At 65.4% G+C, this 14,759-nt stretch carries 14 protein-coding genes; 6 read left to right on the top strand and 8 right to left on the bottom strand.

Annotated features, from left to right (window positions below; translation table 11 throughout):
• Nucleotides 1-119 precede the first annotated feature (119 nt).
• The 3 genes from ACMDCM_RS01435 to ACMDCM_RS01445 are packed head-to-tail and all read right to left on the bottom strand — an operon-like array spanning nt 120 to nt 4,887.
• Entirely contained in the window at nt 120-2,936 is a 2,817-nt protein-coding gene (locus ACMDCM_RS01435) for a DUF4159 domain-containing protein (protein ID WP_412774627.1), read from the bottom strand.
• Nucleotides 2,936-3,877 (bottom strand): DUF58 domain-containing protein, encoded by a 942-nt coding sequence (locus ACMDCM_RS01440; RefSeq protein WP_412771900.1) that lies wholly within the window; start codon nt 3,875-3,877, stop codon nt 2,936-2,938. Before ACMDCM_RS01440 ends, ACMDCM_RS01435 begins: the two co-directional genes overlap by 1 nt.
• A complete protein-coding gene (locus tag ACMDCM_RS01445; protein ID WP_412771901.1) occupies nt 3,877-4,887 on the bottom strand; it encodes an AAA family ATPase in 1,011 nt (336 codons plus the stop codon). The genes ACMDCM_RS01440 and ACMDCM_RS01445 overlap by 1 nt, the downstream gene beginning before the upstream one ends.
• A 384-nt stretch (nt 4,888-5,271) precedes the next feature.
• Between ACMDCM_RS01445 and ACMDCM_RS01450 the strand changes: the two genes are divergently transcribed.
• Genes ACMDCM_RS01450 through ACMDCM_RS01465 form a run of 4 tightly spaced genes read left to right on the top strand, consistent with a single transcriptional unit; the run spans nt 5,272 to nt 8,064 of the window.
• Nucleotides 5,272-5,877: a DUF1285 domain-containing protein gene (locus tag ACMDCM_RS01450; protein WP_412771902.1), complete on the top strand. Its 606-nt coding sequence runs from the start codon at nt 5,272-5,274 to the stop codon at nt 5,875-5,877.
• Complete coding sequence (locus tag ACMDCM_RS01455) at nt 5,874-6,551, top strand: CoA pyrophosphatase (RefSeq protein WP_412771903.1); 678 nt, start codon at nt 5,874-5,876, stop codon at nt 6,549-6,551. The genes ACMDCM_RS01450 and ACMDCM_RS01455 overlap by 4 nt, the downstream gene beginning before the upstream one ends.
• Nucleotides 6,548-6,811, top strand: coding sequence for a DUF6111 family protein (locus ACMDCM_RS01460; RefSeq protein WP_412771904.1), 264 nt, complete (start codon nt 6,548-6,550; stop codon nt 6,809-6,811). Before ACMDCM_RS01455 ends, ACMDCM_RS01460 begins: the two co-directional genes overlap by 4 nt.
• On the top strand, nt 6,808-8,064 hold the full coding sequence (locus tag ACMDCM_RS01465) for a CCA tRNA nucleotidyltransferase (RefSeq protein WP_412771905.1): 1,257 nt from the start codon (nt 6,808-6,810) through the stop codon (nt 8,062-8,064). Before ACMDCM_RS01460 ends, ACMDCM_RS01465 begins: the two co-directional genes overlap by 4 nt.
• A gap of 9 nt (nt 8,065-8,073) precedes the next feature.
• On the opposite strand, the gene hemF is transcribed toward ACMDCM_RS01465, so the two are convergent.
• From hemF to ACMDCM_RS01485, 4 genes are all read right to left on the bottom strand, one after another.
• Nucleotides 8,074-8,958 carry an oxygen-dependent coproporphyrinogen oxidase gene (gene hemF, locus ACMDCM_RS01470; RefSeq protein WP_412771906.1) on the bottom strand — a complete coding sequence of 295 codons (885 nt, stop codon included), beginning with the start codon at nt 8,956-8,958 and terminating at the stop codon, nt 8,074-8,076.
• Between the two features lie 201 nt (nt 8,959-9,159).
• Nucleotides 9,160-9,525: a 6-carboxytetrahydropterin synthase gene (locus ACMDCM_RS01475; protein WP_412771907.1), complete on the bottom strand. Its 366-nt coding sequence runs from the start codon at nt 9,523-9,525 to the stop codon at nt 9,160-9,162.
• A gap of 213 nt (nt 9,526-9,738) precedes the next feature.
• Complete coding sequence (gene queE / locus ACMDCM_RS01480; RefSeq protein WP_412771908.1) at nt 9,739-10,371, bottom strand: 7-carboxy-7-deazaguanine synthase; 633 nt, start codon at nt 10,369-10,371, stop codon at nt 9,739-9,741.
• Nucleotides 10,368-10,838 (bottom strand): tRNA (cytidine(34)-2'-O)-methyltransferase, encoded by a 471-nt coding sequence (locus tag ACMDCM_RS01485; RefSeq protein WP_412774628.1) that lies wholly within the window; start codon nt 10,836-10,838, stop codon nt 10,368-10,370. The genes queE and ACMDCM_RS01485 overlap by 4 nt, the downstream gene beginning before the upstream one ends.
• A 188-nt stretch (nt 10,839-11,026) precedes the next feature.
• Here ACMDCM_RS01485 and petA point away from each other — a divergent pair, with 188 nt between their 5' ends.
• Entirely contained in the window at nt 11,027-11,554 is a 528-nt protein-coding gene (gene petA, locus ACMDCM_RS01490; protein ID WP_412771909.1) for a ubiquinol-cytochrome c reductase iron-sulfur subunit, read from the top strand.
• Nucleotides 11,555-11,605: 51 nt separating this feature from the next.
• Nucleotides 11,606-13,669: a cytochrome c1 gene (locus ACMDCM_RS01495; protein ID WP_412771910.1), complete on the top strand. Its 2,064-nt coding sequence runs from the start codon at nt 11,606-11,608 to the stop codon at nt 13,667-13,669.
• A 227-nt stretch (nt 13,670-13,896) separates the two neighbouring features.
• Here the strand turns inward: ACMDCM_RS01495 and ACMDCM_RS01500 are convergent, their stop codons facing one another.
• Entirely contained in the window at nt 13,897-14,394 is a 498-nt protein-coding gene (locus ACMDCM_RS01500; protein WP_412771911.1) for a YbhB/YbcL family Raf kinase inhibitor-like protein, read from the bottom strand.
• Nucleotides 14,395-14,759: the final 365 nt, after the last annotated feature.

The raw sequence follows: 14,759 nt of genomic DNA on the forward strand, positions 1-14,759 counted from the left end.
GCACACCGCAGTTCCTGTCATTGCGAGGAGCGTAAGCGACGAAGCAATCCAGCCTGCACGCATGGCGCTGGATTGCTTCGCTTCGCTCGCAATGACGAATGAACGGTTCATGTTGGCCTCTACTGCCCCAGCCGTTCGATCAGCGCCGGCGCATGGACCTGGTCGGCCTTGTAGTTGCCGGTCAGCGTGTACATCACGATGTTGACCCCGGCGCGGAAGGCGAATTCGCGCTGACGCGGTTCGCCCGGCGAGAGCGGCAGCATCGGCTGGCCGTCGGGCCGCATCGCCCATGCGCCTGCGAGATCGTTCGAGGTGATGATGATCGGCGAGACGCCGTCGCCGCCACGCGCCGGCCGCGACGCCGCGTCGTCGTCCTCGTCGCGCGGCAACGCCTCGACCCAGGTCTGGCCGGTGGTGAAGCGGCCGGGAAAATCGTGCAGCAGATAGAACGTCTTGGTCAGCACGTGCTCGTGCGGCACCGGCTCGAGTTCGGGGACGTCGAGCGACGAAAGGATGGTGCGCAGTTCCTGCATCCCTGGCGTTCGCGATTCGCCGCCGCCCTCGCCCGGCAATGCGTCGATCGCATCGCGGGTATCGAACAGAACCGTGCCGCCGTGCTTCATGTAGGCGTCGATCTTGTCGAGGGCGCTTTGCGACGGCTTGGGCGCGCCCGGCACCACGGGCCAGTAGATCAGCGGAAAAAACGCCAGTTCGTCGCGCGCCGGATCGACGCCGACCGGATCGCCGGCTTCCAGCGCCGTGCGTTGCGCCAGAAACAATGTGAGCCCGCTCAAGCCGGCCTTGACGATGGTGTCGACGTCGGCATTGCCGGTCACGACATAGGCGAGATGGGTCTGCGAGGTGGCCTTCATCGCGAACTCGTCCTTCGCGCTTTCGGCGTGCGAGGTCGCGGGCATCACCGCGATCGTCGGCAGCGTCAGGGCGAGCAACAGCGCGGCATGGGCGGCGCGGCGACGCAGCAATGCGGCGAGGCCTCCGCCAAGCAGCGCCACGATAACGGCGTCGATCAAAAACAATGCAAGCGCCGACGACAACAGGATGCCCCTGAGATCGTGCGGTTCGGCATTGGTGAAACTCGCCCGGCGCGCCGTCAGTGTCGAGGTGTCGAGCGGCACGATCCGGTCGGTTGCCGCCAGCGTGTTGACCGCAACGGGGCCGTCGGCGGGCCCGTAGAATCCGGGCGGATGCTCGGCGGTGCCGCGGCCGCTGTAGTTGACCGGCAGGGGTCTGGCGGTCGCGGGCGGCGGTGTGAAGGCGCCGAAGCCGTCGAGCGTCCGCAGCGGCGCGACGGTTTCCGCCTTGGTGTGGGCGTCGCCGGCCTTGCCGGTGTTCGCCGTGTAGCCGGAGGCATCGACGATCCGTCGCAGCATCTCGACGAAGGTGCCGGACATCGGCAGATCGGACCAGCGCATGTCGGCGCTGACGTGGAACAGAACCAGCAGGCCCTTGCCGCGGCGTTCGCCGGTCACGAGCGGCGTTCCGTCGACGAGCGACGCCCAGCTTTTCGCCGCGAGCGCCGCATCCGGTTCGGCCAGCACCTGCCGGGTGACGGTGACGTCCTTCGGCACCGGCAGGCCCGCGAACGGTCCGTCCGCGGCGAATGCCGCAAGATGCTGCGGCTTTTCCCACGTCATGCTGCCGCCGAGACTGCGGTCGCCGTGCCGCAATTTCACCGGCACAAGGTCATCGTCGGCCTGCGCCAGGCGCGGCCCCGCGAACCGCACCAGCACGCCGCCACGGTCGAGCCAGGCGCCGATGCGCTGGCGCAGGTCCGGCGAGAGCGCGCCGACGTCGGCCATGACGATCATCGGCAGCTTCTGATCCAGGAACCGGCTGACCACCTCCTGCGGCGCGCCCTTGTCGCCGAGCCGGACGTCGGCGAACGGCGCCAGCGCGCGCGTCAGATAAAACGTCGAGGCGAGCAGCGGCTGCGCCGTATCCGCGCTCGATCCGCTGACCACGCCGATGGCGCGGCGACGCCAGCGCTTGTCGAGCAACTGCACCGCGCCCGCGGAGCGTTCGCCTGCGATCTCCAGCCGCGCGATATCGTTGCGCAACTCCAGCGGCAGGTCGAACGCGGCCTCGGTTTCGCGGCCCTGTGGCGGAAACGCAAACCTTGCCTCGCCGATCGGCGACCCTTTTTGGTCGAGCGCGCGGACGACGCCGGCCGGCGCGCCGCTCGCTGTGGCGCGCAAGACCTTCACGGTCATGTCGGCCGCCGCATTTTCCGCCGCGACCAGCGCATGCGCCGGCGGCGCGCCGCCCTCGACAATGGTCAGGGAACGCTCGCCGATCGCCTTGCGAAGGCCGTCGACGAAGTCCGCCCCGCGTCCGCTGTCGATGCCGTCTGACAGCCAAACGATATCGCTGTCGCCGGTCGCTTTCAGGAAGCGCTCGAGCGCCGGCAGCGTTTCGACGCGTTCGACGGCGTAGGGTTTCGGCGCGAGCTGGCGCAGCGCCACCCGTGCGGTTCCGGCCGGCATCAGCGTGATGTCGCGCGACGGTTCTGATAAGGGCACGATGGCGACGCCGCGCCGGTCGCCGTCGGCCTCCGCGATCAGTTCGTCCGCGGCCCTGATCCGCGTTTCCCAGCTCGATGCCGCGCTCCAGCCGTCGTCGAGCAGGATCGTCAATGGCGCGGTGCTGCGAGCGGCGCCGGCCTTTGGATTCCAGACCGGGCCGGCGGCCGCGAAGATCACCAGCGCCGCTGCCGCAAGCCGCAACGCTGTCAGCCACCACGGCGTGCGCGAAGGCGTTTCCTCCTTCGCGGCGATGTCGAACAAGAGCCGCGTCGGCGGAAAATCGATCCGCCGCGGGCGCGGCGGCATCACCCGCAACAGCCACCACAGCAGCGGCAGGCTGAGCAGGCCGAGCAGCATCAGCGGCTGGAGAAATGAGAGCGGAAGCGCCGACATCATGCCATGCGTCCGGCTTTGACGGAGGTCACCCCGCCGCTCTTGCTCGCCGTCATGCCGGCATGGAGGAACAGCAGCAGCTCCGCGGCGGAGCGGTCGGTCCTGTGGGTCGAGAACAGCCAGCCGAGCGCGTCGGTCTCCTTGCGGATCTCGTCGCGATGCAGCGCGACGCGCGCGACGTAGTCGCGGGACCATCGTTCGGCGCGGCCGGCGGTGATGACGCGCCCGTCTTCGGGTTCGACGAACTCGACGCGGCCCGAATAGGGAAACGTCTCCTCGGCGGGATCGACCACCTGCAGCAGCGTGCCGTGCGCGCCGGTCGCCGACAGCCCTGCGAGCATGGTCCGGATATCGGCGACCGGCGACCATAAATCCGACAGCACCACGATCTCCGATCGCGCCGCCGGCACGAACGACGGCGGCAGGCTGGCGCGCGCGAGATCGTCGTGCAGCATCGCCTGCGCCATCCTGTCGATGACGTTGCGGCTCGCCGTCGGATGCATCAGCCCGGGAACGCCGACGCGTTCGCCGCCCGTCACCAGCAGCTCGGCCAGCGCGAAGGTCACGATCAGGGCGCGTTCGAGCTTGCTGTCGCGCGCATCTCGGGAGGCAAAAGCCATCGACGCCGAGCGGTCGGGCCAGAGCCAGACGGTATGCGCGGCCTCCCATTCGTGCTCGCGGACGTAGAGGTGATCGTCGCGGGCGGAACGACGCCAGTCGACGTTCTGCGACGGTTCGCCGGACATGAAGCGGCGATATTGCCAGAAGTTTTCGCCTGAGCCGGCGCGGCGGCGGCCGTGCAGGCCGTGGATCACATTGGCGGCGATGCGGCGGGCTTCCAGCACGAGGCGCGGCAGCGACGCCGCCAGCGTGCGGCTTTCGCCATCGGCACGCCGGACTGCTTCGATCTCCCGCCTGACATGCTCGGCCGCTGCAACCATCAACCGATCCGCGTCTTCAGTTGTCCGATCACGTCGGAAATGGTGCGGCCTTCGGCGCGGGCCGAGAACGTCAGCGCCATGCGATGTTTCAGCACCGGCTCGGCCAGGTCGAGCACGTCGTCGATCGAGGGCGCAAGACGTCCGTCGAGCAGCGCGCGGGCGCGCACCGCGAGCATCAGCGACTGGCTGGCGCGCGGACCCGGTCCCCAGGCGATCAGTTTTCCGGCATCGCCGCTTTCCGGACCCGGGCGGGCGGAACGCACCAGCGACAGGATCGCTTCGACCACGCTGTCGCCGACCGGCAGCCGCCGCACCAGCCGCTGCGCGGCGAGAACGACATCGGCGTTCATCGCGGCCTTCGCCAGGGTTTCCTCGGCGCCGGTGGTTTCGAACAGGATGCGACGTTCGGCGTCGCGGTCCGGATAGTCGACGTCGATCTCCATCAGGAAGCGGTCGAGTTGCGCTTCCGGCAGCGGATAGGTGCCTTCCTGCTCCAGCGGATTTTGCGTCGCCAGCACGTGAAAGGGGTTCGGCAGGTCGTGGCGCGCCCCGGCGACGGTGATGTGCTGCTCCTGCATTGCCTGCAAGAGCGCCGATTGCGTGCGCGGGCTGGCGCGGTTGATCTCGTCGGCCATCAGGAGTTGTGCGAATACCGGTCCGGCGATGAAACGGAACGAGCGCTTGCCCGCGCTGCTTTCCTCCAGCACCTCGGCGCCGAGGATGTCCGACGGCATCAGGTCCGGCGTAAACTGGACGCGCCGGGCGTCAAGGCCGAGCGTGACGCCGAGCGTCTCCACGAGTTTGGTCTTGGCGAGGCCGGGAACGCCGATCAGCAGCGCATGACCGCCGGAGAGGATCGTCACCAGCGTGTTCTCGACGACCTTGTCCTGACCGAAGATCACGGTGGAAATCGCGTCCCGCGCCGCGCGAATTTGCCCGGCGAGCTGTTCGGCCGAGCGGACGATTACGTCCTCCAGTTTCTCGACGCCCATGTCCGAGTTCGCAGCCATTCCTCACTCCTTGCGCGCGGCCTGCCGCTTTGCGTCATCATGCCTGTCGAACATACGCGAGCGCAGTGCATCCTTGGAATTAAACTCTTGCCACAATACCGGATTTTCGAGCCATCGGATCACGAAGCGGCGAGATGTCGTGCCGGTTCCGGCGGCGGAGCCGCACCTCGTGCCCCGATTTTCGAAGTTGGCCGCGTTCGCTGCGAATGCGGCTCGGCGAAGGTCAAATCCACTTCACTGGCAACCTTATGTTTCTGGTATGGTTTGGATTCAGAACTTCGCTTGACCCGTCGGGCGCCGTGAAACGAAATTTCTGAACCACCAGACGAGTGGGCTTGCATCCCTCTTTGTGCAAGAACAGAGCGACCAAGGTCGGGATAAACCATGGCGAAGCAAGGGCGATCCGATCACCGGACGCTGGACGGGTTGGCGACCGCAGCGCGTGATGCCGCAGAACCGCCCGGCAAGGGTCTGCCGCCGGTGCATCTGTGGAATCCGCCGTTTTGCGGCGATCTGGACCTGCGAATCGCCGGCGACGGCACCTGGTTTTACATGAAAACGCCGATCGGCCGGCCGGCGCTGGTGCGGCTGTTTTCCACGATCCTGAAGCGGGAGGACGGCAAACACTTTCTGGTGACGCCGGTGGAAAAGGTCGGCATCCGCGTCGATGATGCGCCGTTCGTCGCCGTCGAGATGATCCATGATCGGAACGAGAACGGCCGCCTGTTGCGGTTCCGAACCAACGTCGGCGACTGGGTATCGTGCGATTCCGGGCATCGGCTGCGCTTCGAGCCCTCGGAGGGGGGCGGATTGAAGCCCTATCTGCACGTCCGGGCCGGCCTCTGGGCGAAGGTGACGCGGGCGTTGTATTACGATCTTGTTGACATGGGCGAGCAACGAATGATCGATGGACGGATGATGTTCGGGATCGAATCGGGCGGAGAGTTCTTTGCGATGGCGGATGCGGAGCAGGTGAGGGACGCAGGTTGAACGTGCCGGTGGATAAGACGGGTGCCGCGACCACCGGTGACGGCTCCGGAGATTTTTTCGACCGCGCCCGGACGCGGCTGCGTTTCGACATTCCCGCGGGGTTGACCGACGCCGGCGTCGCTCCGTCGACCGGCGATCAGGACCGCGATTTCATGCTCCAGGAGATCGCTCGGGACGAGCCGATGCGGGCGGCGGCGGTGCTGATTCCGGTGGTGGCGCGAGATCAGCCGACCGTGTTGCTGACGCGGCGCGCCGCCCATCTCAGCGATCACGCCAACGAGATCGCGTTTCCCGGCGGCAAGATCGACGCGGCCGATGCCTCTCCGGTCGATGCCGCGCTGCGGGAGGCATGGGAAGAGGTCGGCCTTCCCCAGGACTTCGTCGAGCCGATCGGATATCTTGACCTCTACGGCACGAGCGTCGGCTTCCGCATCCTGCCCACGGTGGCGCGGGTGAGGCCGGGATTTGACCTTCGCCTCAATGCGGGGGAAGTGGAGGAGGCGTTCGAGGTGCCGTTGTCGTTTCTGATGAACCCGGACAATCACAAACAGGGCTGGAAGCTGTCCCGCGGCAGGATGCGCTCGTTCTACGAGATGCCGTTCGAGGAGCGTTATATCTGGGGCGCCACCGCCGGTATCCTGCGCGTGCTGTATGAGCGAGTCTATCTCAAATGATACGTCCGGTTCTTATGGAGATCGGAATCTTCCTGGTTCCGTTCGCGATCTATGCTGCGTATCTGATCGCCAACCGTGTGGACTTCATGATCGCCGCGTCGTGGCCGGCGCACATCGTCTTGAGGCTCTCGCTTGCCGCGCTGGTACTGGTCGTCGTCAGTTTCATCCTGCTGGCGCATTTCTCGGGCGCACCGCCTGATTCGACCTACATTCCGGCGCATATGGAGAACGGCAGGCTCGTACCCGGAGCCGAGAGGTGAATACGGTCCGCTCGCTGCGCGAAGCGAGCTGGCTGAAATCAGGCCCTGCGGCGCGCGTTCTTGCGCTGCTCAATGAAAACGGCGAGGAGGCGCGCGTCGTCGGCGGCGCGGTGCGCAACGCCCTGATGGATCTGCCGGTCGGCGAGATCGACATCGCCACCACCGCGCTTCCCGAGGAAGTGGTCCACCGCGCGACCGCCGCCCGCATCAAGAGCATTCCGACCGGCATCGAGCACGGCACCGTCACCCTGGTCGTCGAGGGCAGACCCTTCGAGATCACGACGCTGCGCGAAGACGTCGAGACCTTCGGTCGCAAGGCCAGGGTCGCGTTCGGCCGCGACTGGGCGCGCGATGCCGAACGCCGCGATTTCACCATCAACGGCCTGTCGGTCGACAGCGATGGGACGGTCCACGACCATGTCGGCGGGCTCGACGACATCGCGGCGAGGCGGGTGCGCTTCATCGGCGATCCGGACCGGCGCATCGCCGAGGACTACCTGCGGATCCTGCGGTTCTTCCGCATCCACGCCGCCTATGGCGCGGGCGAGCCCGACCGGGCCGGCTATCTCGCCTGCATCCGCGGCCGTGCCGGACTTGCCACGCTGTCGGCCGAACGGTTGCGGGCGGAGATGCTGAAGCTGCTGGTCGCGGAGGGCGCCGTGGAGGCGGTGATCGCGATGGAGGATGGCGGCCTGCTGCTGGCTGTCCTCGGCGGCGTCGCCTATCGCGGGCCGCTCATGGCGATGATCGCCGTGGAGCGTGCGCTGGGGCTCGCGCCGGATCCGGTCCGTCGGCTCGCGGCGCTTGCGGTATCGGTCACCGAAGATGCCCGGCGGGTTGCGCAACGGCTGCGACTCTCCAATGCCGAAGCCAAGCAACTGGATTCGATGGGCCATCGCTGGTGGCGTTTGGGCAGCATGGACGAGGCGACCGCGCGGCGGCGAATCTACCGGCTCGGCGCGCCGCGCTTCTGCAACCGGCTGATGCAGGCGTGGGCCCGCGCGGGCCTCGACGCAGACCCCGCGCCGTGGCGAAACGTCGCAACCCTGCCGCAGCGCTGGCAGCCGCCGGCGTTTCCGTTGAAGGCGGAGGATTTCATCTCCCGCGGCATAGCGGCAGGTCCGGCGCTCGGTCATGTCCTGACGATCGCGGAGGATGCCTGGCTGGCGGCGGATTTCCCGCTCGATCCCGCGGAGCTTTCGGCGATCGCGGATCAGACCGTCGCGCGTTTCACCCGCGATCACCGGCTGTGAGCCCCGCCGTCACGGCCACTTCACCTCCGGCGGCATCGAGGACAGGATCGACTCGACGTTGCCGCCGGTTTTCAGCCCGAAGATGGTGCCGCGGTCGTAAAGCAGGTTGAATTCGGCGTAGCGTCCGCGCCGGATCAACTGCTCCTCGCGATCGGCCGCGGTCCACGGCGTGTTGAAGTTGCGGCGCACAAGCTCCGGATAGACCTTGAGCAGCGCCCGTCCGACGTCCTGCGTGAAGGCAAGGTCGGCGTCCCAGTCGCCGCTGTCGTGCCAGTCGTAGAAGATGCCGCCGATTCCGCGCGCCTCCTTGCGGTGCGGCAGATAGAAATACTCGTCGCACCAGGTCTTGTATTTGTCATAGTCCGCCACGGCGTGGGCATCGCACGCCGCCTTCATCGCGGCGTGGAACGCGACGCTGTCGGTGTCGTCCTGGGCGCGTCGCCGCATCAGCACGGGCGTCAGGTCGCCGCCGCCGCCGAACCACGCCTTCGTCGTCACCACGAAGCGCGTGTTCATGTGGACGGCGGGGACATGCGGATTGCGCATGTGGGCGATCAGGGAGATGCCCGACGCCCAGAATTTGGGATCGGCCTCGGCTCCCGGAATCTGCGCGCGAAACTCCGGCGCGAATTCGCCATGCACGGTCGAGCAATGCACGCCGACTTTCTCGAACAGCCGTCCGTGCATCATCGACATGACGCCGCCGCCGCCGGGTTCGCCGGTGTGATCGGTGCGCTCCCATTCGGTGCGGACGAAACGCCCGGCGTCGCCCGGATAAAGCTCGGCCGGCGCATCGTTCTCCAGCTTTTCGAAGGCCGCGCAGATATCGTCGCGCAGTTGTTCGAACCAATTTCGAGCGCGGGACTTGCGGTCGTCGAGAGAGGAGGTATCCATACCCGGTTCCTGGCAAATGCGTGTGGTAGGAAAGGTCGGTGGTCTACGGTCGTCATACGCCGCGAAGGCGGAGTACCCGGTACTCCCTGTCGACTCTGACTTCCCTCGCATCTTTTCGATTTACTGGATCGTCCGCTTTCGCGGACGATGACGCTCGATTTTCAGCACGGCTTCCTTTGCGCTTTGAGGTGACAGACTCGATCATTCCTGCGGTCCGAAATAAGTGCAGCTTTCGCCGCAACTGTCACGATGCACGCTGACGCGTGTCACATGGCCCGCGTGCTGGACATGGCCCCAGACGAAGCGCGCCAGGTTCTCCAGCGTCGGCGGGCCCAACCCCTCGACGTCGTTGAGCAGCTTATGATCGAGCTTGTTGCGGACCTCGTCCATGCCGCGCGCGAGCAGCCCGAGATCGAGCACCATGCCGGTTGCGGGGTCGGGCGTGCCGCGGACGCTCACCTCGGCGCGGAAGGAATGGCCGTGGATTTCCATGCTCGCGTTTCCCAACGTCGTTCCGGGCAGCGAATGCGCGGCCTCGAAGCGGAACGATTTCGTCAACTCCCACATTCGTCAAACCTGCTCCTGACAACCTGTCCCGGGCGCGAGGCGGCATTCTCGATGCCGCTTCGCAGAACCGGGATCGTTCCAAGCGCTCCCTTCATGACGGCCCCGGATCAGCAGCGCGCCGCGCCGCTGTTGGCGGCGTGATGCGCTGCGTCCGGGGCACCGACGGAGTCGCTCCCGTGTGCGCAATGTTGATGGCGCCGCTCGATTCCATCTTTACCTTATTCCCAGCGTCTTGTGCGTCTGCAGGCTGAGCCGCCACTGCGGATGCCGCAGGCAGTAGTCGATGGCGCGCGCGGTGTTGTCGGCCGCGTCCGGCCCGTCCATCGGCTGCAACGAGAACCGCTCGAAGGCGAGGTTCGCGAAGTCCTCGGGCCGGGCGTCCGCCTGCGGATAGACCAGCTTGAGTTCCTGCCCCCTGGTGATGCGCAGATCGGCGCCGGCCTTGGGACTGACGCACAGCCAGTCGATGCCGTCGGGCGGCGCGAGGGTGCCGTTGGTCTCGATGCCGATCTCGAAGCCGCGGGCGTGCAGCGCGTCCACCAATGCCTTGTCCACCTGCAACAACGGCTCTCCTCCCGTCAACACCGTGTAGCGCCGGGCGGCCGGGCTGGCCCATTGCGCCGCGACGCTATCGGCGAGCGCTTCGGCGGTGGCGTAGCGCCCGCCCAGCGTCCCATCCGTGCCCACGAAATCCGTGTCGCAGAACCGGCAGATGGCTGAAGCGCGGTCTTCCTCGCGCCCGCTCCACAGGTTGCAGCCCGCGAAGCGACAAAATACCGCAGCCCGGCCCGCATGGGCGCCTTCGCCCTGCAGGGTCAGAAAAATCTCTTTGACCGCGTAGCTCACGAAACCCTTTCCGGGATGGCCAACCCTGTCTGCCGCAGGGCCTCGCCCACCGCCATGGCGGCCGCCACCGCGACGTTCAGCGACCGTAATCCGGACCTTACAGGTATCACCAGACGCGCATCCGCGGCGTCGGCGACGGCGTCCGGGACGCCTGCGCTTTCGCGGCCGAACAACAGGATATCGGTATCCATATACTGATAATTGAGATAGGGCAGGGCGCCCTTGGTCGTGAAAAGCACCAGCCGCCCGCCGTTTCCGGTACGCCACTCCTGAAATTTCGGCCAGGAATCGTGCCGCACGATGGCGACCTGATCGAGATAGTCCATTCCCGCCCGGCGGAAATGGCGGTCCGAGACCGGAAAGCCGGCCGGCTCGATGATATGGGCTTCGATATCGAGACAGGCGCACAGGCGCAGGATCGTCCCGGTGTTCTGGGGGATATCGGGTTGAAAAAGCGCGATCCGCATCACCCTCGGGGCTTTCATGATGTGACTTCGCGGCAGCCGGCGGTCCGATGCACTGCAGTAATGTGACCGACAGCGCACTTGCGCTCACTCGGCGACGATGCCAATAGAACGGCCGCTCGCAAGATGCATCCCTGGAGTGGTTACACCAATAGCAACAAGCCGGCAGCGGAAAAAAGGGGGTTGGAATCGTGACGACATCGTCTTCGGCAGGACAGAGCCGCCGTGATTTCCTTTTCGTAGCGACCGGCGCCGTCGCTGCCGTTGGGGCGGCTGCCGCGGCGTGGCCGCTGGTGGCCCAATTGAACCCGGATGCGTCCACGGTCGCCGCCGGCGCGCCCATCGAGGTCGATCTCTCCCCGATCGCCGACGGGCAGGACATCAAGGTGTTCTGGCGCGGCAAGCCGATTTACATCATGCACCGCACCGCCAAGCAGATTAAGGAAGCGCAGTCGGTCAACGTGTCGAGCCTGCCCGATCCGCAGCCGGATTCGGCCCGCGTCAAGGAGGGCCATGACCAGTGGCTCGTCGTGATCGGCATCTGCACCCATCTCGGCTGCATCCCGATCGCGCATGAAGGCAATTACGACGGATTTTTCTGTCCGTGCCACGGTTCGCAGTACGATTCCTCGGGCCGCATCCGGCAGGGGCCGGCTCCGCTCAATCTCGCCATTCCGCCCTACGCCTTCGTGTCCGACAGCAAGATCAAGATCGGATAAGGCCGAAAAGACCCGAACCGAACGCGTCGTTTCATTCCTCAGGATCGCATCATGAGCGGACCATCGAACTACCAGCCGCGAAATCCCGTCCTCAAATGGATCGAGCGGCGCTTGCCGATCCTCGGTCTCGTGCACTCCTCGTTCGTCGCCTATCCGACGCCGCGCAACCTCAACTATTGGTGGACGTTCGGCGGCATCCTCTCGTTCATGCTTGCCGTGCAGATCGTCACCGGCGTCATCCTGGCGATGCATTATACGCCGAACGCCGCCCTCGCTTTCAACTCGGTGGAAGCCACCGTCCGCGACGTCGATTACGGCTGGCTGCTGCGCTATCTCCATTCCAACGGCGCCTCGATGTTCTTCATCGCCGTCTATATCCACATGCTTCGCGGTCTGTATTACGGTTCCTACAAGGAGCCGCGCGAGGTCCTCTGGATCCTCGGCGTCATCATCTACCTGCTGATGATGGCGACCGGATTCATGGGCTATGTGCTGCCGTGGGGCCAGATGAGCTTCTGGGGCGCAACCGTCATCACCAACCTGTTCTCCGCCATTCCCTATGTCGGCGACAGCATCGTAACGCTGCTGTGGGGCGGATATTCGGTCGGAAATCCGACGCTGAACCGCTTCTTCTCGCTGCACTACCTGCTGCCGTTCGTGATCGCGGGCGTGGTCGTGCTGCACGTCTGGGCGTTGCATGTCGCCGGGCAGAACAATCCGACCGGCGTCGAGCCCAAGACGGCGAAGGACACGGTGCCGTTCACGCCCTACGCGACCATCAAGGATGCGTTCGGCCTGTCGTGCTTCATTCTGTTCTATTGCTGGTTCGTCTTCTACATCCCGAACTATCTCGGCGATCCCGACAACTACATTCCCGCCAATCCGGGCGTGACGCCCGCGCACATCGTGCCGGAATGGTACTACCTGCCGTTCTACGCGATCCTGCGCTCGATCCCGAACAAGCTCGCGGGCGTGGTGGCGATGTTCAGCGCGATCCTCGTTCTCGCCTTCCTGCCTTGGCTTGATTCCGCCAAGACCCGCTCGCTGCGCTATCGTCCGCTCGCCAAGCAGTTCTTCTGGATCTTCGTCGGCGTATGTCTCGGCCTCGGTTATCTCGGCGCGCAGCCGCCGGAAGGCATCTACGTGATCGCCGGGCGCATCCTGACGGCGTGCTACTTTGTCTATTTCCTGATCGTGCTGCCGGTCCTGAGCCGCGTCGAGAAACCGCGTCCCGTCCCCAATTCGATCGCCGAGGACGTGCTGGGGAAGAAGAAAGGGGTGGTGGCTTCGCTTGCGGTGATGCTTGCCGTCGCCGGGCTGCTGGTGTGGGACAGCGGCTCGAAGGTTCAGGCGGCGGACCATGCGCCGACCCCGCCATCGGTGAGCTGGTCGTTCGCGGGCCCGTTTGGAAAGTTCGATCGGGGTCAGTTGCAGCGCGGCTACAAGGTCTACAAGGAAGTCTGCTCTGCATGCCATTCGATGAACCTCGTGCACTACCGCAACCTCACCGATCCCGGCGGCCCCGGTTTCACCGTCGCGCAGGCGACCGCGCTGGCTGCCGAGATTCAGGTGAAGGACGGTCCGAACGACGCCGGCGAGATGTTCGAGCGGCCCGGGCGTATCGCGGACAAGTTTCCGGCGCCGTTCCCGAACGAAAACGCGGCTCGCGCGGCCAACGGCGGCGCGGCGCCGCCCGACCTCTCGTTGATGGCCAAGGCCCGGGGGTATGAGCGCGGCTTTCCGCAGTTCATCTTCGATGCCTTCACCCAGTTCCAGGAAAAAGGCCCGAACTATATTCACGCCATCCTGACCGGTTTCGAGGACACCCCCCCGCAGGGGTTCAAGCTGCCGGAGGGCTCGTTCTACAACAAGTATTTCCCGGGTCACGCCATCAAGATGCCGAATCCGCTGTCGGACGACCAGGTAACTTACGACGACGGTACGCCGCAGAAGGTCGATCAGTACGCGAAGGACGTGGCCGCCTTCCTGATGTGGGCGGCCGAGCCGAAGCTCGAGGAGCGCAAGCGGATCGGGCTTCAGGTCATGATTTTCATGGTCGTCTTTGCCGGGCTGCTCTACTTCACCAAGAGGGCGGTCTGGGCAGACGCGCATTGAGGCGCAGCCGTCTCCAAGCCAAAAAGGCTCCCGCGAGGGAGCCTTTTTTGTTGCAACCAAACCTGTTCAAACAGCGAGGGATATTCTTTTTCGTCATGCCCGGCTTTATGCGGGGCAGTTTTTCTTTTTGTCGATTGCCAAGACGGGGATGGCCGGAACAGGTCCGCCATAACGGTGGCAGAGTGAATTGCCGCTCGCCTCTCGCATTCGCCCCGGACTGATGTCGATCAGCGCTTGAACAGGCCCATCACCGCCGATTTCGCCAACGTGTTGAAATGAAGCTGGAACCCGATCACCGCCGCCGAGGTGTCGGCGGTGGCGTTGATGTTGCCTCCGACGGCGTGCACGGTGAAGAAATAGCGGTGCGGGTGATCCCCTTCGGGCGGGCAGGGGCCGCCATAGCACGCGGAGCCGAAGTCGGTGCGGGTCTGCAGCGCCCCCCTCGGAAGCTTGCCGCTGTCGGGATTGCCGGCGTCAAGCGCAAGCTCCGTCACCGATGGCGGGATATTGATGACGACCCAGTGCCAGAAGCCGCTGCCGGTCGGCGCATCCGGATCGTAACAGGTCACCGCGAAGCTCCTGGTGCCTGCCGGCGCGCCGCTCCAGCGCAGGTGCGGCGACCGGTTGCCGCCCGCGCAGCCGTGACCGAAATCCGCCGACAGGATATGATCCTTGGCGAGGTAGTCGCCGTCCTTGAAACTGTCGCTCACGACCTTGAACGCCATGTTTTTCTCCCGGTTTTAGGGTGAACGGGAATCTAGAGCATTTCATGTTTTGACGGAAACGCTTCAGGCATAGCCATTCAAAGAACGCCGTCGTTTCGCTCGCCCGTGACGCCGGCAATCTGTCCGCTTTGAAGATGGATGGCATGACAAAGGTGATCGTCCCGAACGCTCTTGACATCGCACCATCGGAATGATGATTTCGCGGCCATGACCAGCACCGTCCGCCCGTTCCGTCTCTGGTGGCCCACCTTCTAAGGTGGCCGGTGCGATTTTGTTTCAATTCCGATCGTCGAAGGCCGTCATGCAGAAACGACGGCCTTTTTCGTTTGTCCTGTGTGGCGCTTCTTCCTCAGGTCTCGTAAGAG

It is taken from the genome of Nitrobacter sp. (assembly GCF_047149785.1).
Classification (GTDB): domain Bacteria; phylum Pseudomonadota; class Alphaproteobacteria; order Rhizobiales; family Xanthobacteraceae; genus Nitrobacter.

Excerpts from the sequence above, each read along its gene's own strand:
- ACMDCM_RS01500 (WP_412771911.1), bottom strand. The coding sequence starts at position 14,394 with ATGGCGTTCAAGGTCGTGAGCGACAGTTTCAAGGACGGCGACTACCTC.
- ACMDCM_RS01450 (WP_412771902.1), top strand. The coding sequence starts at position 5,272 with ATGGCGAAGCAAGGGCGATCCGATCACCGGACGCTGGACGGGTTGGCG.
- ACMDCM_RS01475 (WP_412771907.1), bottom strand. The coding sequence starts at position 9,525 with ATGTGGGAGTTGACGAAATCGTTCCGCTTCGAGGCCGCGCATTCGCTG.
- ACMDCM_RS01440 (WP_412771900.1), bottom strand. The coding sequence starts at position 3,877 with ATGGTTGCAGCGGCCGAGCATGTCAGGCGGGAGATCGAAGCAGTCCGG.
- hemF (WP_412771906.1), bottom strand. The coding sequence starts at position 8,958 with ATGGATACCTCCTCTCTCGACGACCGCAAGTCCCGCGCTCGAAATTGG.
- ACMDCM_RS01435 (WP_412774627.1), bottom strand. The coding sequence starts at position 2,936 with ATGTCGGCGCTTCCGCTCTCATTTCTCCAGCCGCTGATGCTGCTCGGC.
- ACMDCM_RS01445 (WP_412771901.1), bottom strand. The coding sequence starts at position 4,887 with ATGGCTGCGAACTCGGACATGGGCGTCGAGAAACTGGAGGACGTAATC.
- ACMDCM_RS01485 (WP_412774628.1), bottom strand. The coding sequence starts at position 10,838 with ATGCGGATCGCGCTTTTTCAACCCGATATCCCCCAGAACACCGGGACG.
- ACMDCM_RS01460 (WP_412771904.1), top strand. The coding sequence starts at position 6,548 with ATGATACGTCCGGTTCTTATGGAGATCGGAATCTTCCTGGTTCCGTTC.
- ACMDCM_RS01495 (WP_412771910.1), top strand. The coding sequence starts at position 11,606 with ATGAGCGGACCATCGAACTACCAGCCGCGAAATCCCGTCCTCAAATGG.